The sequence below is a fragment of the Coleofasciculus sp. H7-2 genome (genome assembly GCF_042747725.1).
GTDB lineage: Bacteria > Cyanobacteriota > Cyanobacteriia > Cyanobacteriales > FACHB-T130 > FACHB-T130.
In genome coordinates this window covers 1-23,680 of the sequence record NZ_JBHZGO010000082.1, presented here as the reverse complement: position 1 = coordinate 23,680, position 23,680 = coordinate 1, and the positions used below count along the sequence as shown (strand labels likewise).

The window sequence follows — 23,680 nt, the reverse complement described above, 5'->3', positions numbered from 1 at the left end:
CTCAGTCCTAAATCCTCAGTCCTCAGTCCTCAGTCCTAAATCCTCAGTCCTAAATCCTCAGTCCTAAATCCTAAATCCTCAGTCCTTGGAAATCAGGTTATGGCGGCAAGCGACAAATTCAAACAACAACTCAAAGCTGGCAAGATTGTTGAGGCACTTTCTACGGCACTCAGTGAGGCGATTGAGTTAGAAATCACCACTTGGGTTAGTTCTGCCGACGTAGACGACAGGACAAGCGAAGAACAACCTAAACCTGGTTCGCGGATGCAGACTCGCATTAATATTGTCGAGGGCGACATCACCAACGAGATTGGCGATCGCTTTCTCAACAATGGTCCCTATAGCGAACTGCGACAATTTCATCTGGAGCAAGTTCAGCAAAGCCGCGAGATTATCAACGACAACCTCAAGAGTTTGCAAAAGTTATTTGGGATGTTGGTAAGAGTGGGGTACCAGAATCCCAATGCTGCCCCGATTCCTCCAGAATTGTCTGGCGTTGATAGTCCTCGCCTACCGCCAGACGAAACCGCAGCTTCCAGCGTGACGATTGAGCCGGAAGTGTCGCTTGTTGAGGAGTCAGCAACAGATGCGATCGCGTTTGACCCCCGTGTGGAGATTGACACGGTTTCTGACACTGCACCCATTCCACCACCCATCACACCCGATTTCTTGCCCCCAGCGACACCAGAAACCCCTGTAGAGCCAGCCGTGAGTGCAGATGTTGAGGAGTCAGCAACAGATGCGATCGCGTTTGACCCCCGTGTGGAGATTGACACGGTTTCTGACACTGCACCCATTCCACCACCCGTCACACCCGATTTCTTGCCCCCAGCGACACCAGAAACCCCTGTAGAGCCAGTCGTGAGTGCCCAGGAGTGGGAAGAAGCCGTCATGCAGGAACCGCCGTTTGAGCCAGGGTGGACGCCCGAATTCGGCTCGGCGGTGAACTGGGGAACTGAGGAGGAGTGGGAAGAAGTGGAAGTGGAGGAGGAACCGCTACACCGCTTCTCAGGGGGGTTTGCGCCTGTTGAAGAAGATGAGGACTGGAATGAGAATGACGACGGCTGGGAAGAAGATGAGGAACCGCCAACGATGCCTGATATCAGCAGTAATAGCGATCGCATTTCAGATCCAATAGCAGTTTTGTTTGGAGACACCCCAGTGGAACCGCCCCAGTCTTCTCCACCGATGTCAGAGAATACGCGATCGCCCGTCAACATTGAAGAGGCTTTGTTTTCAGAAACACCGCCAAAGCCGTCTGATGAATCTGAAGAAGATGAAGATGAATTTGGCAATCCATCGCCTCCGCCACCATCCAAATAATCATTAAAACAAAACTCGACTCTTACAACAATGGTTAATACACCAGATACCAACAGCAACGAGATTAATCCCAACCTGCGGAAAAAATTTAACAACTTTTTGCAGTCCCTGAGCGATGTGCTAATCGACATCACGGCTCTCGAAGTAAATACAATGGTCGTGGATCACATTAGCGGGAGTAAGTTTATTCCCTGGGAAGCGTATCGAGATATTTACCCCATTTCCACAACCTATCTAGAAAGGGCGGGAATCCATCCATCTCTATGGTCTCGGTATCTGAGTCTGCGTAAACAAATCGAGACGGAGTATTGCCTGTACTACCTTGAGGAGCAACTTTTAGAACAGGATGCTTCGCAGCTAAGAGAGTATGTCCGAATTCTCAGCGATCCCACAACAGAACTGGATATTCAAAGAACAAAACTGCCTAACCCGCTCAGTCCTTCTGCAAATCCGGCTGTTGAGATTAACAAGATTCAAAACCTACTCGACGACGGCAGATTTTTACGTAGCTTGCGGAAGGTTGATGAACTGAAAGCTGCCCTTGATAATCGGAATAAATCTTTGCAAAAAAGCGAAGCATCTCAAGCAGAAGACCCAGTTGGAGAAGTAACAACCGACATGATTTATGCCCAATCGATTATTCAGTTAGATGGAGATATTATCAACCGCTATCATCAGAGACTTTTTGAACACGAGCATAAAGATATCATTTTAGAGATACACAGACAGGGTGTTACTGCGGGTGAAAAACAGTGGCATGGGTTATTAGAATTTATGGTAAATTTAGTAGAATCGCTGGTCAATCAAGGCGGTTTATCTATTAAAAATTTATTCAACAACCGAAATTAATCACCATAAAACTGACCCAATAAAACAGGAAAGATGAGCTGAGAAGGAGTGGGAAATTATCTATCAGGTTCCTTTAGGCAACCTCTTCATTTAGATTCGTACATTCAAATCGAGGAAGTCAAAGATGCGAAGGGACAGTTAGTGTCTCACTTCATCAGATTCAACTTAGATGAAAACCTCCTCGATCGGATTTTGCAAGCCAGAACCAATGGACAAAACTTATCCATCTCCCGGCGTTTGTTAGCAGAGTTGCGTTCTTATGCGCTAGTAGATGCGGGAAGCTGCTTACAGTCTGGGCTGGTTTTCTGTACTCACTACGATCAAACTGAGAGTAGATCGGTATCGGAAAACTTTGTCATGCAGAGTGCGATCGCTCTCGATGGAGATATCATTCACCAAATTCGCCACGATTGTCTTAAAGATTCTACTTGGTGTTTAGCGATCGCCACTGCCCACCACTGGCTGATCGATCAACTGCTCAATCAGCTACAGCTCAAGATTGCCTTATGGTTAAATGGGCTATCTTGGATGCTCTCTTTGCTAACTACGGCGGCGACAGTTATCTCTAACTTACAGCGCCTGAATTTATGGACGCTGTTAGCATCGGTAGCGATGGCGTGGTTCTTGCAAGTAGGCTTTAAGCGTCTGCTGCTGTTATTTTTGCCGTTGCTGAGACGTTGGGTTTTTCGTCAATTGTTGTTGCGCTTGCTTTCTGCCAATCCGAGGCACAGAAAGATTGCTAAAGGTATTTTAGGGCGGTTCGTGCCATAACAAAAGGTTCAATATTCCCCCCTCTCCGTCCACGGAGAGGGGTTGGGGGTGAAGTTCCTTTTAGAACCGCTATATTCGAGTTAGGTTGCATGAAGACTAGCGATCGCTCTACTCCCATCGCTCTAACGAACTCGATAAAACTGACTCGTATGCAGCACCGCTTCACCATGATCCGGAATCCATGCTACCCATTCGTCCTCAGACTGCTGGCAAAGTAGCAACGCTTCATCATGGCTATAGGGGTTGGGAAGTTCTAGCAACTGTACCCAAGTCGAATCCTGATACTCCATCTGAGACGGGGTTCGATTGGGTTGAGGTGCCCAGTTTACAGTCCGAGACAACAACGGAAGCACGCAATAATTCAATGTCATATCTGTTTCCCCTTCAATCGCAACATAGCACCCATCGGCTGACTGCTCTCCATCGCAGTTAAGAGCCTCCACCGAGCAGCTATTTTCAAAACATTTCTGTAACAAATGCTACAGAATTTTTGCCAATCAAATCAACTACCTGTCTTAAAACTTTATGTTTGCTAAGACAGAACCAAAGAGGGATGCAAGATCCAGCTAATAAATTCTTTGTGTTGAAAAAATAACCACTCAGAAATGACTACTTCACCGTTGAAGATTTTATGGGTACAGCGGTGGAATCAGGTGAGGCTTCGACGACAACAGCCGCTTTATTTTCTGCCACCAATTTAGGTTTTAAGTAAAGATTTTCCAACAAGACAGCTGCACCCGCCACCCAAGGAGGAACAATCAACGCGCCAAGAATGCCTAAAACCTGCGTTCCTCCCAGCACCGCCAGCAGTTGATACAAAGGATGGACTTTCACGGAAGAACCTACTAGCAGCGGATCGAGTACATAAGTTTCCACATTCTGGATAATCACGAACAACAGCAGCACCCACAGGAACGTCCACCCACCTTGAGAAACTGCCACGATGAGAGCGGGAACTGCTCCCAAAACTGGTCCCACAAAGGGGATCAAATTGGTGAAACCAGCGATAACGCCAAGTCCTAGTGCAAACTCCGATAGCCCTAAAAAACCTAAGCCAAGGGTAATCGCTACCCCTAAAATCCCTGAAACCGCAACTCGACCTTGGATATAATTCCCCATCCGCTGGCTCATCGGTGCCACTTGAGCCTCCAGACGTTCATCCCAAGGCGACGGGAACAGCTGCACCAAACCTTTAACCAGGTTTTGACTACCAGCCACCATATAACCGGAAATCAATAAAGCCAAAATTAGGCTAAAAACGCCGCCTATAATTCCTCTGGTGATGTCGTAAGAGCGCAACAGGACTTGTTGACTGGAACGAAACACCCAACTGGTCAGCGCTTGGGTATCAAGGAGTTGGCTGACTAAATCGGGTCGCTCGTCATTGTAACTGACCACGATTTTCTGAACGAGTGCCCGAAGATTTTCGATGTATACTGGCAAATTGACGGCAAGCAGTTGAATCTGCTCGGCTACGGTAGGGCCGATGATCAATCCCGCCCCAACGATGCCAGAAATTAGCGTTACATAAACAACAATTACCGCCAACCACCGGGGAAGCTGCAAGCGTTCCGCCTTGTCGATGAGGGGGGCAATCGTTGCTGCAATGACTACGGCAACCATGAGGATGACTAGCAGACTCCGCAGCTGCCATAGCAACACCCCCAGCAAACTGGTGGCGACAATTAGCAGTATATTAGATAGAGAAATTGCAGTGCGCCGCTCTAACATGATTTAGTAGCGATGGGCTAGATGAACTACCTACACAAAGAATAGCGCTATCGTGTGGGCTTCCAGCGTCGCCGGGGAATGCCTCAGTTTAGACTTGCACCCTCCCTTTGTTGGAATACACACTCGTAACCTAACCCCCAACCCCTTCCCTAAAGAGGGAAGGGGAGCCATCTTCAAAGCACAATTTTAGGTATGCGGTTCAGTTTAGCTTACAGGACTTACGCAAAGCTTATACATATAGTGTTCTTGTCGGTTCAATCCCCCTGTGGTTGCCCTTACTATGTCGCGCAAGTTGCGTAAGTCCTGATTTGCTGATGGGGATCTTTGGGTATTGACATGAGGAGTTTCCTTAATTTAGCCGTGTTAGAAAAGGCATCTAACGGCAGAAGAAGAAGAAATCAGAACCCGATCCTATTGCCAAAAGGTGTATTTTCTGGATAGAAAGTCGCACGCTCCGCAGGTTAAAGTTTTACATGAGCTTACTGATTCTGGATTGATTTTAAGGGGGTGTGTGTGGAATTTTTTAACATTAACAATTCCCTTGGATTTCTAGAGCAACTTTCTGGGTTATGTTGCAAAAACTTACTTAAAAAAGTCAGGACTTACGCAAATAGCACCACATCTGAGGGCAACCACAGGGGGATTGAACCCGAAAAAACGCTATATGTATAAGCTTTGCGTAAGTCCTGAAAGTTTGGGTACGGAAATCGGGATTTAACCGCTGATTCTATATAAATCTACAACACTTTACTCATAGATACATAGCACCACTCCCGACCCAGAGGAATAGGATGTCGAATTTTGATCTCGTTCTGAAATTATTGCTGCAACTGACCGTTATTCTCGCTACTTGTCGCATTGTGTCGATGATTGGGCGGCGCTATTTTGGTCAAACCGATGTTGTCTGCGAGATGATCGCGGGGGTAATGTTAGGGCCATCTCTGTTTGGTCTGCTTCTTCCTGATGTGCAGCAATGGCTGTTTCCCAAAGCCGCGATTGTCATTGATGCGGCAACGAAAATACCCAACCCATCAATGTCGATTCTCTTTGCCATCAGTCAGATTGGGTTGGTCATTTATATGTTCTTGATCGGCTTAGAGTTTAATACCGATCTGATCAAGCGCCGAGTCAAGAGTGCAGGTTTGGTATCCGGGGCAGGAATTTTGGCTCCCTTCATCTTAGGCGCGATCGCTGCTTTGTTGTTGTACGGCAATGGCGAACTCTTCAAACCTGGAATTACTCGTCCGGCAGCAGCGTTATATCTGGGCGCATCCATGTCGATTACAGCATTTCCCATGCTAGCCCGGATGCTATACGAACGCGGCATCGCCAAAACCCGCTTCGGGACGCTGGCACTGGCAGCAGGTTCGATCGATGATGCGACGGCATGGTGTTTGTTGGCGATTGTACTCGCCAGCATTAAAGGCAGCGCCAGTATTGCCGCTTTTGCGATTGGCGGGGGTTTTGGCTACGTGTTGTTGATGATTTTCGTGGGGCGACCGGCATTTACCTTCTTCTCACGTCGGACTCAGCAAGAGAAGGGCGTGACGATGCAAACCCTGACATTAGTATTGATAGTTTTGATGTTATGCGCGTGGTTTACCGATTTGGTAGGCATTTATGCGGTGTTTGGGGCGTTTATTCTGGGCACGGTGATGCCACGGGGCGAATTTGCCGATCAAGTGCGCCACCACACTGAGTTTTTGACCACTTCGTTTTTGCTACCGATTTTCTTCGTCTTCTCCGGACTGAACACGCAAATCGGGTTAGTTAACACGCCGCAATTATGGGCGATCGCATTATTGATTATCATGATAGCGATCGCGGGTAAAGGGCTAGCTTGTATGCTGGCAGCAAAACTCGCAGGTGAAAGTTGGCGCGAGTCCGCAACCATTGGGGCACTAATGAACGCACGAGGATTGATGGAGTTAATTATCCTCAACATTGGTTTAGAGGAAGGTGTAATTACGCCAACCTTATTTACCATCATGGTAGTTATGGCAATTATCACTACGCTAATGGCATCACCACTGGTTTCATTGTTGTTGCAAGGAACAAACTATGAACCTGTTCCCAGATAAGTAACACCCTGTGCAACTTTTTCTTAGCCCCGTTTTAAAGCCTACCGTGTTGTACACACAAGTGACCTATTTTGCTCAAAGCCCTCCCAGACATAACCCCAGCCCCTTCATCTCAGGACTTACGCAAAGCTTATACATATAGCATTTTGTAGGGGCAAGGGCAATCCCTCTGTGATTGCCCCTATATGTGGTGATGTTGCGTAAGTCCTGAGTTGCCCTAGGATCTCGCCTTCACGAATCATTTAGGATTGCTATAACGATAATCAGACAGAAAAAAACCTTGACTCCATAAGAAGCCAAGGCTTTTTTGCATTGATAATGAGTTGTTATGGCGCAAGCGTTCACTACCTAAGACCGCTCTGATGGAGGGTTGAGCCTCCCCTCGGTAGTAACAAAGTGGAGGAAGCGACAAAAACTCCACACCGTCCATGCCTTTTGTTATTCAAACCGTTCGGTCATCTGGCGTCGCTCTTCTTTGATGACCGATTCTGGGCCACTGCGGCATAACGCCCATCCGGTGTTTTGTTTTCCTTAATCAGAATAACAATCGCCAATTTAAATGTTGTCGTGCTAGCGGTAGAACCGATGTCAGTCTGTGGTTGCAACTCCCAGCTTTCCTAACATCTATCCCCGGTAGGAAAGTTACATCCAGTAACTGTGTATACAGCAACCACAGCGGCTATCTGCTCAAGCCTATTAACAAGATGGTGAATCCCTCCAAAAGTCGCAGCCACAATTGAAAGTACAGTCATGCATTTTGGCTGCCTTTCTAAGACCAATCTTTGTTTTTTGTGGGAACCTCCCTTTGGCTCGGACTTTGTCTTTTACCGTTACATTTTTTAATCTAGACACCAGTCAGAAAACTTGACAAAAGGGACGCAAGCAGATAAATAATTGCAACATACCAGAAACGATGTCCCAAAGGGACGACCTCTTCCAGAGGTTCGCACCCTTAACCCGCTACAATTTCAGAAAACTCTTTGAGGCATCTACCTATGAAAATCCTCCACGGTACTTGGATTCCTCAGGCAGAAGCTAATTTCCTGCAAACAGGTGCATTTTACCTGTGGGTAGAAACCCCGATTTTCAAAAAACGCCGCAACTCCCAAAAAAACATCCATCCCAGCCATCTTGCCAAAGACGACTTGGAAGCTTTTCTAACCAATGAATTGGGAATCGCAACAGCACCCTATCATAAGATTAGCGAGAATATTTCCACTCAATACATTGCCCTTCCCACAACTAACAACCAGCCTCTCCCTTCTCCTGAATTAATCAAATATCTGGAAGAAGAAGTTAACGAAGACTATGAAGGATTTACGGACTGGGAAATTGATACTTATGAAGTGAACACTAGGGTGAAAACCGGCAGTTATAGCTATGCCAAGGTTAGCAATGTTATTAAGCTGCTGAACGATATTCACTTTTTGGCTTTACATAACTTTGGTGAAATTATCATTGGTTCAGACCTCCTATTTTGGTATCACTATACCCAAGCATTCAAACAAATTATATTCAAAGACCAATATATTCCCAGTCTCAAATATCGAGAACTTCCTGCTGTAACCAAAGGAAAACGCAAGCCAAAAGCCAATCTCTTTGAAATTCATGCAGGATGGGAGATTGTTTCTGAAAAATACGAAACATTAATTCAAAGATACGTAGACTATATGCCTCTAGTCTGCGTTGCCGGTTCTGCCGTACCACGTGCAACAGTAGAATTCTTTTCTAAAGAAAGCTTACTCAGTCACTTTTCGGAATGTCTGCTGCATGAAATTGTCACCCATACTCCCTCGACTGCTAAATTCGATCAGCAGATTACAGATACCATCCTTTATACTTGTTTCTATCCGGACAGCAAGAACCCGCAAACTACCGAAAAAACTTTAGAAGAATACAAACAATGGTATGCTTGGAAAGCCAAACTAACCCGCAGCCAAAACACAGGAAATTTTGACCTTTGCTTTCAGTTACAAGAAGCTAACTCGGAAACAGATAACTGGCAAATTGTTTTTTTTGCTAACTCTAAACAAGATCCATCTTTAAAACTTTCCTTAGGGGATTATTGGCGACTGAATCAGAAAAGTAAAAAAGATATTCAAAAATATTTTGGCAAAGATTTTGAAAATAATCTGCTTTTAAATTTGGGATATGCAGCGCGGATGTATCCTAAACTGTGGCAGGGGTTGGAAACTGACCAGCCAATTGGGTTGCAAATTAATCTGCAAGAAGCCTTTGAATTTCTCAAAGAAAGTGCCTGGGTATTAGAAGATTCCGGTTACAAAGTCATCGTTCCCGCCTGGTGGACGCCTGAAGGTCGTCGTAAAGCGAAAGTTCGGCTGAAAACGTCTTCTCGAAGTCTCGGTAAATCCAGAGCTGCTGGCAAAGGATACTTTAGTTTAGACGCTATTGTTGAATATCAATACGAGCTATCAATTGGCGGTCAGCTGGTTACTCAAAAAGAATGGCAGCAACTCGTCAAAGCTAAAACGCCACTGGTGCAATTTCGCGGTCAGTGGATAGAACTAGACCAAGAAAAGATGCAGCAGATGTTGGAATTCTGGCAATCTCATGCTAAAGAAAACCCAGAAATGACTCTGTTAGACTTCATGAAATTAGCCGCAGCAGCGGAGGATGATATTGAAGTCGAGCATGACCAGACATTGTCAGAAATGATGGCAAAGTTAGAGGATAAAAGTAGACTGGAGCCGGTTCAAAATCCGCCGAAGTTGCAAGGAAATTTACGCGAATATCAAAAACGCGGCGTGTCCTGGTTGCAATATTTGGAAACCCTCGGTCTAAATGGTTGTCTTGCCGATGATATGGGATTGGGTAAGTCGGTTCAAGTAATTGCTCGGTTGGTGAATGAAAAAGAATCGACAAATTCAATCTTACCAACTTTGTTAATTGCACCAACATCAGTTGTCGGAAATTGGCAAAAAGAAATCGAAAAATTTGCTCCTCATCTACAGGCAATGGTGCATCATGGCAGTAGCCGCATTCAACAAGTCGCTGATTTTAAAGAAGCCTGTCTTAAGCATGATGTTGTGATTACGTCGTTTACTTTAGCTCGAAAAGATGAAAAACTTTTGCATAGTCTGAAATGGCATCGAGTGGTGGTGGATGAAGCGCAAAATATCAAAAATCCTAAAGCTTCTCAAACCAAGGCAATTTTAAAGTTGACCGCTAACCATCGACTGGCACTAACGGGAACACCAGTAGAAAATAGGTTACTGGATTTATGGTCGATTTTTAACTTTCTGAATCCTGGCTATTTGGGTAAAGAGGCTCAATTCCGGAAGGGTTTTGAGATTCCGATTCAGAAAGACAATAATCGGATGAAATCTACGACTTTGAAGAAATTGGTGGAACCTTTTATTTTACGTCGAGTAAAGACTGACCAATCAATTATTAATGATTTGCCGGATAAAGTTGAACAAAAATTATATTGCAATTTGACGAAAGAACAAGCTTCTCTTTATGAAGCTGTCGTTAAAGATGTGAGCGAAAAAATTAATGATTCTGAAGGAATTCAGCGCAAAGGTTTAATTTTATCAACCTTGCTGAGGCTGAAACAAATTTGCAATCATCCAGCACAATTTTTACAGGATGGAAGCGAATTTTCAAGCGAGCGATCGCATAAACTCAGCCGTCTTGCAGAAATGGTTGAGGAAGCAATTTCTGAAGGCGAAAGCTTATTGATTTTTAGCCAATTTAAGGAAATCTGCGACTCCCTAGAAAAATACCTCAAACATACTTACCACTACAACACTTATTACATTCATGGAGGCACCAACCGCAACAAGCGAGAACAAATGATTACCGAATTTCAAAATCCCGAAACTGAACCATCGGTGTTTATTCTCTCCTTAAAAGCTGGCGGCGTTGGCATTACTCTAACTAAAGCAAATCATGTCTTTCACTTTGACCGCTGGTGGAACCCCGCAGTTGAAGATCAGGCGACAGATAGAGCTTTTCGGATTGGTCAGAATAAAAATGTATTTGTTCACAAATTTCTTGCGATTGGGACTTTGGAAGAACGGATCGACAAAATGATTGAAGATAAGAAAAAGCTGTCTTCTGCTGTTATCGGTACCGATGAAGCTTGGCTTACAGAACTCGATAACGAAGCCTTTAAACAACTGATTTCGCTCAATAAAGCTGCAATCTTGGAGTAATCATGGCTCAATTTAGCCGTACCTGGTGGGGAAAACGCTTCATTCAAGCCTTAGAAGCCTTTACCGATCCTGCGAGATTAGGACGGGGACGTTCTTATGCGAATGGGGGAAAAGTTCTCCACTACAAAGTTGACCAGAATGCAATTAGTGCTAGTGTCAAAGGTTCAGTTAATCCCTATTTTGGAGTTTACAAAGAACCAACATATATTATAAATATTGAAATTACACCGATTGATAAATCTAATTGGTCGAAGGCGATTAAACACCTGTCATCAAAAGCTAGCTTTGTCTCCAAGCTGCTGATGAATGAAGTTCCCGATAATATTGAAGATGCTTTTTCTGAATTGGGATTGCATCTTCTACCCCACAATCGCAAAGATTTTAAAACCAGTTGTTCCTGTCCAGATTACGCCAATCCCTGCAAACATATCGCGGGTGTCTACTACTTGGTAGCGTCCCAACTAGACCACAATCCGTTTCTCTTGTTTGAACTCAGAGGTTTATCTAAAGAGGCACTGCAAGCGGAACTGGCAAAATCTCCTTTAGGGGAGGTTTTATCGACTGAACTTACAGCAAAAGAAATCCCTTTAGAATCTTCCGCGTCTTACTATACCCCACTGGAAAAAGTACCCGTTACTGAGAAGATAAATCCTAGAGAATTTTGGCTGGGGACTAAGCGACTGCCTCAAATGGAAGTAGCATCGCAGGCAAGTTTACCAGCGATTTTGATTAAGAAACAGGGAGACTTTCCGCCTTTTTGGAAGAAAGATAGTTCTTTTATTGAAGTGATGGAGGAGTTGTATGAGCGGGTGAGAACAAAAAATCGAGAGGTGATGTAATACTGCTTATTTCTCGTCCGCCTTGTAGAGACAAGAGTTATCGCGTCTCTACGTCAATTAAAGGCACCAGAAAATGTGCGGTGGACTTGCATATTTCTACATGAATAAATTGCAGTAGATCCCCCCAACCCCCTGAAAAAGGGGGCTAAGAAGGAACGCAAATAGCGACAGAATTAATCAATGGGATTAAGCCGTAAGTCCACATGGTTTCTTGGCAGAGAAATGAATAGGGGCAGGTTTTAAAGTGAAACCCGCCCCTACTTCCGATATATTTCGTCCAACCGCTGCGGCTATAGGTCTTAAGCTATGAACGAGATTCACCATATCTTCTAAGGAAAGCGCCTGACGAGCATCGGAAACGGATTTTTCGGGTTCTGGATGACACTCAATAATTAAGCCATCTGCGCCACACGCGATCGCTGCCTTCGCCAAAGGTGCCACCAATTCCCGCTTACCGACGGCATGAGACGGATCGACAATGACTGGCAAGTGGGTTATCTGCTTCAAAGCCGCTACTGCTCCTAAATCCAGCACATTGCGCGTATAGTTATCGAAGCTGCGGATACCCCGTTCGCACAGCACCACATTGGGATTACCGTGGCTTAAAATATATTCTGCCGCCATGACAAATTCTTCAATAGTAGAAGCTAATCCACGCTTGAGTAGTATTGGCTTGCCAGCTTGTCCCAAAGCTTTCAGCAAGTCGAAGTTTTGCATATTGCGGCTACCAATTTGCAGCATATCAGCATGAGTCGCAACAGCTTCTATTTGTCCAATTGACATCACTTCTGTGACGACGGGAATCGAGTAACGCGATCGCACTGAAGCCAAAATCTGGAGTCCTTCCACTCCCATTCCCTGGAACGCATAGGGAGAGGTACGGGGTTTGTAGACACCGCCCCGCAGCGCCTGAACGGGTGCGGCGGCGAGTTGACTAGCGACAATCTCCATCTGTTCTAAGCTTTCCACTGTACAAGGACCACCGATAATCACAAGTTCCGTCCCACCTAAGGAAACTTGTTCGGAAAGTTTGACAATGGTTTGGTGATTGGCGTGAGATTGAGAAGCAAGTTTGGCGTTAATCATGGTTCGAGTCTCCTTGAAGTTAAAAGATTTTCCTTTTTCCCCTTGCTTGCAGGAGGGGGAGGTTAGAGGTTGACAACAAAAAAGCCCGGAACCTTTTGTAGTTCCGGGCTATAGACGATTCATTGGCATGACGCTATTTACCCGGAACTTGTGGGCCAAAAATAAAAGCCATAAAACCAGCTACTGAAATAGGTCATCACGATGAAAAGTTGCTCCTTAAAACAAAAAACCGCAGATTTTACTCTGCGGTTCACCGGGCGGTTCCAATGCGGGCACTGGATTCACTGCCGGTGAACCGTCCTAAACCAATAAAAGTAAAAACTGCTGCTGAATATGCTACTGAACATAGGGGGAAGCGTCTAATTTGGTCTAATTCTGAGAATTTACTGCGTACCTGAGAATTCTGGCAAAAGCCAGTTTTTTCTAGGTCGCTATCGAACTTATCACTCTTTTATTTAACTTTTACGCAATAAGTCCATTCATCACTGAACTTAGCAGAGGGATCAAACTGCGTCAAGACCCCTAGGAGCGTTTCCTGAAGCTACTAATCTTGAGGAAACGCCTGAATTAACACCACAGAACTGACTACCAGTAAACCTCCCAGTATTTGTCTGCCTACGAGTTGCTCTCCCAAAAAAACGATTCCCAGCAGCACCGTCACCACGGGTTCGATGGTGGAGAGAATGGCGGCTCTGGAGATTCCCAGCCGCTGGATACCCGCGAACAGGGTAACGATGGGCAGCACCGTGGCGATCGCTACCAAACCGGCGATTGTCGCTAGAGCGATGCTCGTTTGGGGGAAAATCAGCCCCCGCCCCAAGCAAGCGGCTCCCATAAAAGATAGGGCGGCTCCCAGGGACAGATAGGCGCTGGTTGTCACCGGAGAGAGCGATCGCACTAATCTAGCCCCAAACGTCAGGTAAAGTGCACACCAGGCTCCCGATGCGATCCCCAGCCCTAACCCTAAAGGCTGCACGGTAGTTCCACCCAAATCCGCAGTCAGGAAACAGCCGGTGAGGGCTAAACCGAGGGCAATCTTCCGGTAGAACCCAGGGCGATCGCCTTCTATTACCCACGTCAAGACAGTGACAAAGGCAGGATAGGTGTAAAGCAACAAAGCAGCAACGCCAGCACTGGTATACGCGAGAGCGCCAAAGAACAGAGTTGCTTGGATAGCATACCCCACGCCTCCCAAAAGGGTGGAAGCGATCGCGTCTTGCGGTTTTAAGCGCCACTCGCCTCGCCACACCAGCCAAGTCCAGAGTACCGCCGCCGCGCCTGTAAACCGCCAAGCCAGCGTGCTGGGCAAATCTAACCCTTCCGCATAGGCAAGCTTAGCCAATATCGCCAGCGTCGCAAAACCCGTCGCGGAGACGGCTATCAGAGCAACTCCCACCCGATTAGGGTGCGGCGCGGTTCTTTCTTCCTCTAGTTTGTGGTTTGGCATGGAGTCCTCCTGCTTCTACATCAGCATACGAGGAACGGCAGGGTGCAAACTTCATCCGGATGACTCACCTGATGGGACGGTGGCAGCAATATGCTCTCCAGAGGCGATAAACCTTTGTGTCTATACATTGAGGCGATCTGAGCAAAGGTTCCCAACTCCAGTGAGTGCGACATTGACAAGTTTCCAGATATTCTTACAAAGGTGAGAGCTGCTCAATTCTCGATGGCATCAAGCAGTGAAAGCATCAGCGTCTCAACCATCCAGTGGAGAACTCGTTGCTGCTTGCCTACGTCTCATTGGGTGGGAAAAATTCACCATGCTCTGCAATTTTAGCCACAATTTGCTATGTCAATCAAGAAAATTATTTCTTACGCCCTGCTAATTTTTGTACCCATTTCAATTGCCGCTGAATATTTAGGGTGGGGTTCGCTTGCAGTTTTTATCACCTCAGCGATCGCTATCGTTCCCCTAGCAATTTGGTTAAGCACTGCGACTGAAGAAGTTGCCGTCGTTACGGGACCTTCGATTGGTGCCTTGTTAAATGCAGTTTTTGGAAATGCGACCGAGCTAATTATTGCCTTAGCGGCTCTAAATGCTGGCTTGGTTGACATTGTTAAAGCAAGTATTACTGGAACAATTATCAGTAACTTATTGCTGGTCATGGGACTTTCCATGCTTTTAGGAGGACTGCGCTATAAAGAACAGGAATTCAAACCGATTGTGGCGCGGGTGAATGGTTCCTCAATGACGCTGGCAGCGATCGCCCTGATTTTGCCCACGACGGTCATCAATACCTCAAATGGTGTTGCACCCGATGCAATTCGCAATCTCTCTCTCACAGTCGCCACTGTTTTAATCGTAGTTTATGCTCTGACGTTACTGTTTTCTTTAAAAACTCATAGCTATCTTTACGAAGTGGGATTAGTCGATTTAGAGTCAGAAAATTCAACAGGTTCTGGAGCTGAATCAACTGCCCACAAACCGAATCTTTGGCTCTGGATTGGTGTGTTAGTAGTATCTACTGTTGCAGTTGCCTTTGAGTCAGAGATTTTTGTGGGAGTCGTGGAGGAAGCAACAAAGGGTTTGGGTTTGACTCCCTTATTTACAGGTGTTGTTCTGTTGCCTCTCGTTGGCGGTGCAGCCGAATATGTAACTGCGGTTAACGTTGCTCTCAAAAACAATATGGATTTATCTGTTTCTGTGGCAATGGGGTCTAGTTTGTTAGTTGCCCTGCTGGTAGCTCCAATTTTAGTTCTGGTAGGAGTTGTGACTGGTCAACCAATGGATCTCAACTTCAATCCTTTTGAAGTTATTGCGGTAGCGATCGCCGTCACTGTTGCCAATCTTATCAGTCTAGATGGACGCTCTAATTGGTTAGAAGGCGTACTGCTCTTAGCAACCTACATCGTCTTGGGAGCAGCTTTTTACTTTCATCCCGCCTAATGGTTGTTTTTTGGCAATTCGGGAAAAAGTTTTGAGTTATGAGTTAGGGCAGCAGCCCTAGCTCATAATGAGTGCCTGCACAAACGATCCCAGCGATGGAAGCACTACCACCCGTCCGGTGCGCGAACGGCGCATTATCGAAGCCGATGACGCGAATTAGGCGATTGAGTCTGAGTAAAGATTCAAGATTCATCTCACATCAAAAAAGCGATCGCATCCGTGATTTTGAGCGAATTTTCCCTTTTAACAGCGCTTAAGGTAGCATTTTCGAGCTTAAAAAATCAAGCCTTTCTAATTGCCCTAAAAAAGCTTATCTTTGCCAATTTTCAGAAAAATATGTTTAATTGTAACTTGAGCGCGATCGCCTAACTCAGGAGCCTTGGTGGCATCCGAGGTTCTAACGTGTCAAAAAGCACCCGTAAAAGCTGAACCAGTCCGCTCTAAATAATGAGAAAATATTAAGTTATCTATCATAAAAACTTGGTTGCAGAATTATGGCTCAAATTCAATTTGCCAGAGGTATCAACGAAGAAGTCATACCGGATGTAAAGCTAACCCGCTCTAAGAGTGGCGCTCATGGCACCGCCACGTTTTTTTTTCAAAGTCCCAACGCCTTTAACACCGAAACCTCAGGAGAAATCACTGGGATGTACATGGTTGATGAGGAAGGAGAAATTTTGACGAGAGAAGTAAAGGGCGTATTTGTCAACGGTCAGGCGAAAGACCTCCAAGCGACTTACCTGATGAAATCTCCTGAAGAGTGGGATCGCTTCATGCGCTTCATGCAACGGTATGCCAAAGAGCATGGTTTGGAACTTAGCCAGTCTTAAATAAAGCGCTAAGTGCTAAGGGCACAAGGCTTTGCCCATGCAATCCGGTTCGGATAAGCTAATTTGCCTACCAAAAACCTCCGGTAGAGACGCGAAATGGTGCTGTACTGCACCGCACCGCGCTAACGTGCCGCTGCGCGAATGCACCATTTCGCTAATGCGTCTCTACACACCTCAGGACTTACGCAACATCACCACATATAGGGGCAACCACAGGGGATTGAACCCGAAAAAATGCTATATGTATAAGCTTTGCGTAAGTCCTGACGCCTGCAATTCCCACTAAATATGCCCTGAACCGAACAGTATTGAATGCCAGTGCCCCTACGGAGTGCTGAGTGAAGTCAGGAGCCAAGATTCTTAGGAGCGGGTTAATCGGACATCCGTGTGGCAGTAAGATATCGCAGAAAAGCCCGTTTTTAAAAACTTAAAACCCTCAAGGGAATAACTTACCGATGACCAATCTGCCTCACCCTGACACGCAGAGGATGACAGTGAGTTGTGCTGTCATTACCGTTAGCGATACGCGATCGCCCGAAACCGACAAAAGCGGTCAACTGATTAAACAGTTACTCCTCGATGCCGGTCACGCGGTCTCAGAGTACGCCATTCTCAAAGATGAACCGGCGCAGATTCGGGCGCAGCTACAAGCACTCGCTCAACGCCCGGATCTGGATGCTTTGATCTTCAATGGAGGCACTGGCATCGCGCCGAGAGATACTACCTACGATGCCTTAGAGAGCTTGCTCTCAAAAATCTTGCCTGGATTTGGCGAATTGTTCCGGTTTCTCAGTTATCAAGAAATTGGCTCGCGGGCGATCGCATCTCGCGCCGTTGCCGGTGTCTATCAAACCAAGCTGGTATTTTCCATCCCCGGTTCTACCAATGCCGTTAAACTTGCCATCCAACAGCTAATTTTGCCAGAACTCGTTCACTTAGTTAGCCAGCTACAGAAGAGTGAGGAGTGAGGAGTGAGGACTGAGGAGTCAGGGCTGAGGGCTGAGGGCTGAGGACTGAGGGCTGAGGGCTGAGGAGTCAGGGCTGAGGACTGAGGAGTGAAGAGTCAGGAGTCAGGGCTGAGGGCTGAGGGCTGAGGGCTGAGGAGTGAAGAGTCAGGAGTCAGGAGTTAGGAGTTAGGAGTGAAGAGTCAGGAGTCAGGAGTCAGGAGTTAGGAGTTAGGAGTGAAGGCATCTTACAGGCGAGTCAGTGAGAAATAGAGAGGACTAGGTAAGTGAAAGATAGAGTAGAGCGATTTGAAGATTTGATTGCTTGGCAAAAAGCTAGAATCCTTACAAAAGCAATTTATCAAGTCACTCGACAGGGTGACTTTGCAAAAGACTTTGGGCTTTCTAGGCAAATTCAACGAGCAGCAGTCTCCATAATGTCTAATATCGCAGAAGGCTTCGAGCGAAGTGGTCGGGCAGAGTTTCATCAGTTTCTTTCTATCGCCAAATCTTCTTGTGCCGAACTTCGTTCTCAACTCTATGTCGCCTTTGATATTGGCTATCTCAAGCAGACTGAATTCAACCAGCTCTTAACACAGGCACAAGAAGTTGCTCGAATTACCGGCGGTCTTCGCGCCGCCGTTGAGAAACAAAAATACCAACAAAAAAAGGACTGAGGAATGAGGACTGAGGACTGAGCTAGAAGAAAAGAGATATTTAAGAACGAGCAATTTTTCTCCGGTTTCTTATTCTTATTTCTTCCCTATTTTGTTCTCTTTTATTCAGCCCTCACTCCTCAGCCCTCAGTCCTCTTCACTCAGCCCTCACTCCTCAGCCCTCAGCCCTCAGCCCTCTTCCCTCAGCCCTCTTCCCTCAGCCCTCAGCCCTCAGCCCTCAGCCCTCTTCCCTCAGTCCTTAGCACTTACCGGACACTAACCGGTCGGTTCCGTTGAGGTTTGGGTTGGGCAAGGCGGGTGTTTTCCAAAGCCGCGATCGCGCGAGCATATTGGGGATCTTGCTGAGTTCCCACCAGCGATGGATTCGTCCCCAAACGCTTTCGCTGATCGTCGTTCAGGTCAACCTTGATATCAGGAGTAACTCCCTTGTGGCTGATATCCGTTCCCTTGGGCGTGTAGTAGTGGGCAATCGTGACCGCTAAACCCGAACCATCCGAGAGAGAATGCACCGACTGCACTAACGCTTTTCCAAAGGTTTGAGAGCCAATAATCGTGGCTCGACCATTATCCTTCAGCGCACCTGAGAGAATCTCGCTCGCGCTTGCCGAGTTGCCATCTACCAGCACAGCCAAGGGCAACTGCGTCAGCGCCGTGCGATTGGTCGTAAATTCCTCGTTGTCTCCCTTGCGATCTACGGTACGGACGATAGCACCTTTGTCCATCCACATCCGGGCAATTTCCACACTCGCGTGCAATAACCCACCCGGATTTCCCCGCAAATCCAACACAAAAGCATCTACTTTGTCGTTATTCAGAGATTGGATGGCGCGGCGCATCTGTTCCGCTGAGTGAGCGCTAAACTCATTCAGCCGGATATAGCCAACGCGCAACTTGCCTTCCTGCTTGACCGACTGACGAACGGCTGCTATTGCAATCTGCGCTCTGGTCAATGTCACATCAAACTCGCCTTTTCCGTCTCGTGAGAGCTTAAGGGTAACTTTCGTCCCCACCTCACCCCGGATTAGGTTAGCGGCAGCTTCCACACTCATCCCTTTTGTGGCTTTGCCATCAATTGTCACAATCTTGTCCCCAGTCTGGAGTCCCGCTTTCACTGCTGGGGAATTCTCAATGGGTTCTACGACGGTAAGAGCCTGAGTCTTTTCGTTCAGTTCCAAGCGCAAACCGACACCAGAGAGTTCGCCGGAAGTTTGATTTGTGAGTGCTTGGAACTGTTTGGGGTCTAAAAAGCGGGTGTAGGCATCGCCCAAGGTTTCCAATGCTTCCCGGATCGCTTTGTAGGCATCTTCACGGGAATTATAGTTTTTGTTCAACAGCTGTTGCCGCTTTGCTTGCCAATCCACCTGATTAAAGGTGCCATCAACATATTCGCGGTTGACAATTTGCCATGCCTCATCGACAACTGATTTTGGACTTTCCTGTAGAGCAGCGCGAACGGAGGAGCCAAAGAAAGACAAAGCTGCTGTCGTGGCGATCGCTCCACCAAAGAGAGCAACATGGAGCAAAGAAAAGTTTTTTGGGGATGGATTCATGAACGATGGCTCGAACGGGTGGGGTTTAATGTGTAGATACCGCGTGACGCCTGAAACGAACTATTTCTAAGATACTCAGGTTAATTAACCAGGCTGCATCAATTTTGTGCCAGTTCGCCCAGTGTCCTCCTTCGTCTTTAGTAACAAGGATAACAGTCTAATTTAACTAGACTCTCCTGCAAATTTTTGTATACCTAAGTGTAATCGCCACCATAGTAAAAGAACAACAAAATCGGTTGGCTAGCTAAAGTAGTCTTAAGCATCGGTTAAATACCCTACTCAAAGTCTCAAAATGCCCGGAAAACGCAGAGGTAGCTCAACTGTGCGCGATCGCATCAACTCAGCTAGTCGGGGTAGTTTCAGACGATGGCGACGACTTCTACTACCAGGAATCGCTATCTTTGGCGTCATCTTGGGGACATGGCTATTCACTATTATGCTAACTTTGCGCTCGGCAGCGTCTGGTTCGGTGGATGCCTATTTTGTTTTAGGAGGCAGTATTCGTAGGGAAATATACGTAGCTCAGCTAGCAAAACAATACCCGCAAAGCCGTATATTAATTTCTCAAGGTTCTCCCGAACCGTGCATTTTGCTAATTTTTCAAAGGGAAAATGCTCCCATAGAACGAGTTTGGTTAGAAAAGTGTGCAGACTCCACCTTTGGCAACTTCTACTATGGTGTGCCGATTCTACGCCAGTGGGGAGTAAAAAAAGTCAAACTAATCACTTCCGGCACCCATCTACCGCGAGCAATGTGGCTGGCACAGATTCTCATGGGCGCTCATGGCATTTGGGTAGAGCCAGAGATTGTTCCGGAACAAGGCATTCCTGGCAATCGAGAATCTTCTTTCAAGACAGGATTGGACTTATCTCGTAGCTTGTTGTGGGCGCTGGTGAGTCAGGTTTATCAGCCTAAATGCTCAAAATTAATTCCCCTGAAGGATGTAGATATAAAAGATTGGCGTCAGCGGGGTTTTAAGTGCGAACACCAGGGGAATATTCAGTAGTAGCGATCGCATCTCTTACCAAGTCGTAACAGATGCGATCGCCGACTCATTTTTTAATAAATGGTAGTTTGAGAAGCCATCGCTCGAATGGTAGATAAGGGAATTTCATAGAAGTACCTCTGGCGAAATTTTTCTTCTTGAACTGCTGCGATAAATTGTGCGATGGCTTCCTCTGATGTAGGCAATTGTCCATTCCCTAAATCAGAATTAGCGGCATCTTCCTGGGGATGCCAAGTGATTTGAACCATCCAGTCGAGTTGTTTAACATGGAAGCCGAGATGAGAGATTGCTTCTAGTCCGAGTTGTAGAGTGCGATCGCTAATTCCCAGCTTCTGGTGCAGTTGAGTATAAGTCGCCTCTTGACCCGTGCGACTAAGATATTTGGCAATTCCTAACAGTTGCAGCCAGATTTGGCTGGGGGGAACTGGTTCTGGGGGAGGATAAGCGATCGCTAGTTTTTGATTTGCCTGAATCGCCCGTCTGAACCACACTTGCAGCTCATCCCAACTACTGGGGCACTCTCGAACTGGCAGGACTGATAGCGGGGCAAGAAGTGCGGACTGAGGACTCAGGACTGAGGACTCCACACGACAGTCTAAAATCCAGTCTATCTGGTTAGGAGTGCCTAACTGATGCGGCTGTGCTAAAGAACGCACGGCAATTATCCGCACTTCATAGTGAGGTCTGATCCCTTTATTGGGATTTTCGTAGCTATTAAAATCAAGCTCGACAATTGCATCGCATCTACCTTGGGGTAAGTCTTCCTTATAATGTCCCCACCAGATTCCTGAAAACCCGGTTTCGCAAGAGTCATCCCGAATTTTAAAAGTAGTTTTGATATATTGAACTTTTGCGCCTTTTAAGTCCTGAGTATTGCTATTCCAACTATTTTCAAACCAGCAATTTTGAATCAGCAGTTTTGGCGCTGGATTGCCCATACCGCATGGTTCTAATAGTTTCAATTCCCAAAACAAATCTCTTCCTAATTCGCTTACCGTACACACCAAATCTGCCTGCACAATAGGAGCTAAAGGTGTCCCATCTGGGGTGCCGACAGAAGCTCGCAACTGCTGGTTAACAGCTTCTGTAAACAGGGGAATCTTATCAACTTGGAGACTCAACCCAGCGGCGAAGGGATGACCGCCAAATCGATGTAATAGGTGTTCTTGCGCTTTCACCAACTGGTAAAGATCGACTTGATTCACAGAACGGGCGGAACCGCGTGCTAAAGCGTTTTCACTCAAGTCGCCTTCTGTACTCAACAAAATGGTAGGACGCCCTGTTTCCTGCGCCACTTGCCCCGCCACTAAACCCAAAACACCGACAGGCCATTGAGTATCGCAAAGAACAATGACGCTAGTAGTTGATAAGTCCAACTGGCTTAGTTTTTTATTAACTTCAGCGGCGACATCTTTTTGCAATGATTTACGACGGGCATTGGCTAATTCTGTTTCTAATGCCAACTGCTGACAGCGCTTCTCATCGCGGCTGGTGAGTAACTCCACGCAGAAGGAAGCATCGCCTTGAATGCGGCTAACCGCGTTAATTCTAGGGCCAAGACCGAAAGAAATGTCCGTTGGGCGATCGCCACTTTTCTGACACAATTCCAATAGACGAGCTACCCCAGGACGATTCCGTTTTTTGGTTTGCTGTTGCAGCACTGAAATTCCTCGCTGTGCCAAGTAGCGACAATCACCGCTTAACTGCACCAAATCGGCAATTAAACCAATTGCCACTAAATCCAATAAATCTTCTAATGGCTGTTGGGGAACATCTGGCAAAGTTTCATAAAGTGCTTCTACTAACTTATAGGCAACTGCCACACCCGAAAGGTGAAACATCGGATGATCGTTGGATAAATAGCGGGGGTTGATGATAGCTGTCAACGCTGGACGTTCCTCTGGCAGGGTGTGGTGATCCGTGACAATTACATCAATCCCTAGCTGATGGGCATATTCAATTTCCTTCAGATTTGTGCTGCCAGTGTCGCAAGTTACAATTAGCTTCGTTCCATCCTTAGCAAGGGCATCAATTCCCCGTTCATTGAGTCCATGAGACTCGGTTAAACGATTGGGAATGTAATAAACGAGCTGCTGCTGGGTAAAAAACTGTCCTAGTCCATCCCAGAGAACCGATGTTGCGGTAATCCCATCAGCATCAAAATCTCCCCAAATGGAAACTTTTTCCCCCGCGTTACGGGCTTTTATTAATCGTTCCACAGCCCATTGCATTTCCTGCCCAAATTCAAAGGGACTTGCCGGGTGATACAACTGAGAATTTAAAAACCCCGATAATTGCTGAATATCGCGAATCCCCCGTTGCCACAACAGCTGTGCGGCATAATGTCCGGGTAATCCTGGGGCGTGGCGTCTGACTTCGTCAATAAATGCCGCCGGTGGTTCAACCGTTGACTGGATTTGCCATTGAAGTTGCTGCTGTGACATTTTTCTTTTTTATTCCTCTTTCTGGCATCCTATCTCACAATAATTGGAAAAGAGATAAAGGAAGAGCGCGATCGCCTTGGCAGATGTTGAGTTAAAAGCGATGTTTGGGCGATTGCAATTGTATTGTCAAGACTTATAAGACATTGCTACGTTATTCTCGTAGTAGTTAAAAGTGCAGGAAGTTTTATGCTGAGCGTAAATTTGGATCAAGAGACACATATATATTTAGTATAAATTCTGGCAAAGGAAAAACAACCAGCAGCGAACTACTAAAACACCTGCTTAGCCAGCATTGGCTAACTTTACAGCCTCGTAAGACCATTTTAGAGCGGATGGATGGACATCCTCAACATTTCAGGGCTATTTCATTCTAGACAGAGAGGGTGAAATCCAGTAAGCTAAAGCTCAACGAATTTTTCTTATCGAGCTATGAGAACGCTTGCCATTGTGGAAGCCTTTTCCAGTTTGCCTGACGCACGAC

The 23,680-nt window shown here is 46.3% G+C and carries 19 protein-coding genes; 12 read left to right on the top strand and 7 right to left on the bottom strand.

What is annotated here, in order from left to right; all coding sequences use genetic code 11:
• Positions 1 to 99 precede the first annotated feature (99 nt).
• From ACFW2W_RS15520 to ACFW2W_RS15510, 3 genes are all read left to right on the top strand, one after another.
• Positions 100 to 1,323: a hypothetical protein gene (locus ACFW2W_RS15520; protein ID WP_378179717.1), complete on the top strand. Its 1,224-nt coding sequence runs from the start codon at positions 100 to 102 to the stop codon at positions 1,321 to 1,323.
• Between the two features lie 30 nt (positions 1,324 to 1,353).
• Complete coding sequence (locus tag ACFW2W_RS15515; RefSeq protein ID WP_378179715.1) at positions 1,354 to 2,172, top strand: hypothetical protein; 819 nt, start codon at positions 1,354 to 1,356, stop codon at positions 2,170 to 2,172.
• A gap of 141 nt (positions 2,173 to 2,313) precedes the next feature.
• Positions 2,314 to 2,943, top strand: a complete 630-nt coding sequence (locus ACFW2W_RS15510; RefSeq protein ID WP_378179713.1) for a hypothetical protein — start codon at positions 2,314 to 2,316, stop codon at positions 2,941 to 2,943.
• Between the two features lie 122 nt (positions 2,944 to 3,065).
• Here the strand turns inward: ACFW2W_RS15510 and ACFW2W_RS15505 are convergent, their stop codons facing one another.
• Together ACFW2W_RS15505 and ACFW2W_RS15500 are read right to left on the bottom strand one after the other, a co-directional pair.
• Positions 3,066 to 3,314 (bottom strand): hypothetical protein, encoded by a 249-nt coding sequence (locus tag ACFW2W_RS15505; RefSeq protein WP_378179710.1) that lies wholly within the window; start codon positions 3,312 to 3,314, stop codon positions 3,066 to 3,068.
• A 238-nt stretch (positions 3,315 to 3,552) separates the two neighbouring features.
• Positions 3,553 to 4,674, bottom strand: a complete 1,122-nt coding sequence (locus ACFW2W_RS15500) for an AI-2E family transporter (protein WP_378179707.1) — start codon at positions 4,672 to 4,674, stop codon at positions 3,553 to 3,555.
• A 791-nt stretch (positions 4,675 to 5,465) separates the two neighbouring features.
• Between ACFW2W_RS15500 and ACFW2W_RS15495 the strand changes: the two genes are divergently transcribed.
• On the top strand, positions 5,466 to 6,755 hold the full coding sequence (locus ACFW2W_RS15495) for a cation:proton antiporter (protein ID WP_378179705.1): 1,290 nt from the start codon (positions 5,466 to 5,468) through the stop codon (positions 6,753 to 6,755).
• Positions 6,756 to 7,210: 455 nt separating this feature from the next.
• Here ACFW2W_RS15495 and ACFW2W_RS15490 read toward each other — a convergent pair whose 3' ends face one another.
• Positions 7,211 to 7,360 carry a hypothetical protein gene (locus tag ACFW2W_RS15490; RefSeq protein ID WP_378179702.1) on the bottom strand — a complete coding sequence of 50 codons (150 nt, stop codon included), beginning with the start codon at positions 7,358 to 7,360 and terminating at the stop codon, positions 7,211 to 7,213.
• Between the two features lie 390 nt (positions 7,361 to 7,750).
• On the opposite strand from ACFW2W_RS15490, the gene ACFW2W_RS15485 reads away from it, so the two are divergent.
• Entirely contained in the window at positions 7,751 to 10,933 is a 3,183-nt protein-coding gene (locus tag ACFW2W_RS15485; protein ID WP_378179699.1) for a DEAD/DEAH box helicase, read from the top strand.
• Between the two features lie 2 nt (positions 10,934 to 10,935).
• Positions 10,936 to 11,772: an SWIM zinc finger family protein gene (locus tag ACFW2W_RS15480; RefSeq protein WP_378179696.1), complete on the top strand. Its 837-nt coding sequence runs from the start codon at positions 10,936 to 10,938 to the stop codon at positions 11,770 to 11,772.
• 186 nt (positions 11,773 to 11,958) lie between these two features.
• Here the strand turns inward: ACFW2W_RS15480 and aroF are convergent, their stop codons facing one another.
• Both aroF and ACFW2W_RS15470 read right to left on the bottom strand, forming a co-directional pair.
• On the bottom strand, positions 11,959 to 12,858 hold the full coding sequence (gene aroF, locus ACFW2W_RS15475) for a 3-deoxy-7-phosphoheptulonate synthase (RefSeq protein WP_378179693.1): 900 nt from the start codon (positions 12,856 to 12,858) through the stop codon (positions 11,959 to 11,961).
• Between the two features lie 544 nt (positions 12,859 to 13,402).
• Positions 13,403 to 14,305: a DMT family transporter gene (locus ACFW2W_RS15470; RefSeq protein WP_378179690.1), complete on the bottom strand. Its 903-nt coding sequence runs from the start codon at positions 14,303 to 14,305 to the stop codon at positions 13,403 to 13,405.
• A 345-nt stretch (positions 14,306 to 14,650) separates the two neighbouring features.
• Here ACFW2W_RS15470 and cax point away from each other — a divergent pair, with 345 nt between their 5' ends.
• From cax to ACFW2W_RS15445, 5 genes are all read left to right on the top strand, one after another.
• Positions 14,651 to 15,748 carry a calcium/proton exchanger gene (cax, locus tag ACFW2W_RS15465; RefSeq protein ID WP_378179687.1) on the top strand — a complete coding sequence of 366 codons (1,098 nt, stop codon included), beginning with the start codon at positions 14,651 to 14,653 and terminating at the stop codon, positions 15,746 to 15,748.
• Positions 15,749 to 16,242: 494 nt separating this feature from the next.
• Positions 16,243 to 16,578 (top strand): photosystem II reaction center protein Psb28, encoded by a 336-nt coding sequence (gene psb28, locus ACFW2W_RS15460; protein ID WP_378179684.1) that lies wholly within the window; start codon positions 16,243 to 16,245, stop codon positions 16,576 to 16,578.
• A 455-nt stretch (positions 16,579 to 17,033) separates the two neighbouring features.
• On the top strand, positions 17,034 to 17,546 hold the full coding sequence (locus ACFW2W_RS15455; protein WP_378179681.1) for a molybdenum cofactor biosynthesis protein B: 513 nt from the start codon (positions 17,034 to 17,036) through the stop codon (positions 17,544 to 17,546).
• A 263-nt stretch (positions 17,547 to 17,809) separates the two neighbouring features.
• A complete protein-coding gene (locus tag ACFW2W_RS15450; protein WP_378179678.1) occupies positions 17,810 to 18,199 on the top strand; it encodes a four helix bundle protein in 390 nt (129 codons plus the stop codon).
• A 91-nt stretch (positions 18,200 to 18,290) separates the two neighbouring features.
• The gene (locus ACFW2W_RS15445; RefSeq protein ID WP_378179675.1) at positions 18,291 to 18,458 is read left to right on the top strand and encodes a hypothetical protein; all 168 of its coding nucleotides are present in this window, start codon (positions 18,291 to 18,293) and stop codon (positions 18,456 to 18,458) included.
• Here ACFW2W_RS15445 and ctpB read toward each other — a convergent pair.
• Positions 18,445 to 19,749, bottom strand: coding sequence for a carboxyl-terminal processing protease CtpB (ctpB, locus tag ACFW2W_RS15440; RefSeq protein ID WP_378179672.1), 1,305 nt, complete (start codon positions 19,747 to 19,749; stop codon positions 18,445 to 18,447). The two genes, ACFW2W_RS15445 and ctpB, sit on opposite strands and share 14 nt — an antisense overlap.
• Positions 19,750 to 20,041: 292 nt before the next feature.
• On the opposite strand from ctpB, the gene ACFW2W_RS15435 reads away from it, so the two are divergent.
• Positions 20,042 to 20,755, top strand: a complete 714-nt coding sequence (locus ACFW2W_RS15435; RefSeq protein WP_378179669.1) for a YdcF family protein — start codon at positions 20,042 to 20,044, stop codon at positions 20,753 to 20,755.
• Positions 20,756 to 20,808: 53 nt separating this feature from the next.
• On the opposite strand, the gene recJ is transcribed toward ACFW2W_RS15435, so the two are convergent.
• Positions 20,809 to 23,199, bottom strand: coding sequence for a single-stranded-DNA-specific exonuclease RecJ (recJ, locus tag ACFW2W_RS15430; protein WP_378179666.1), 2,391 nt, complete (start codon positions 23,197 to 23,199; stop codon positions 20,809 to 20,811).
• Between the last annotated feature and the right edge of the window lie 481 nt (positions 23,200 to 23,680).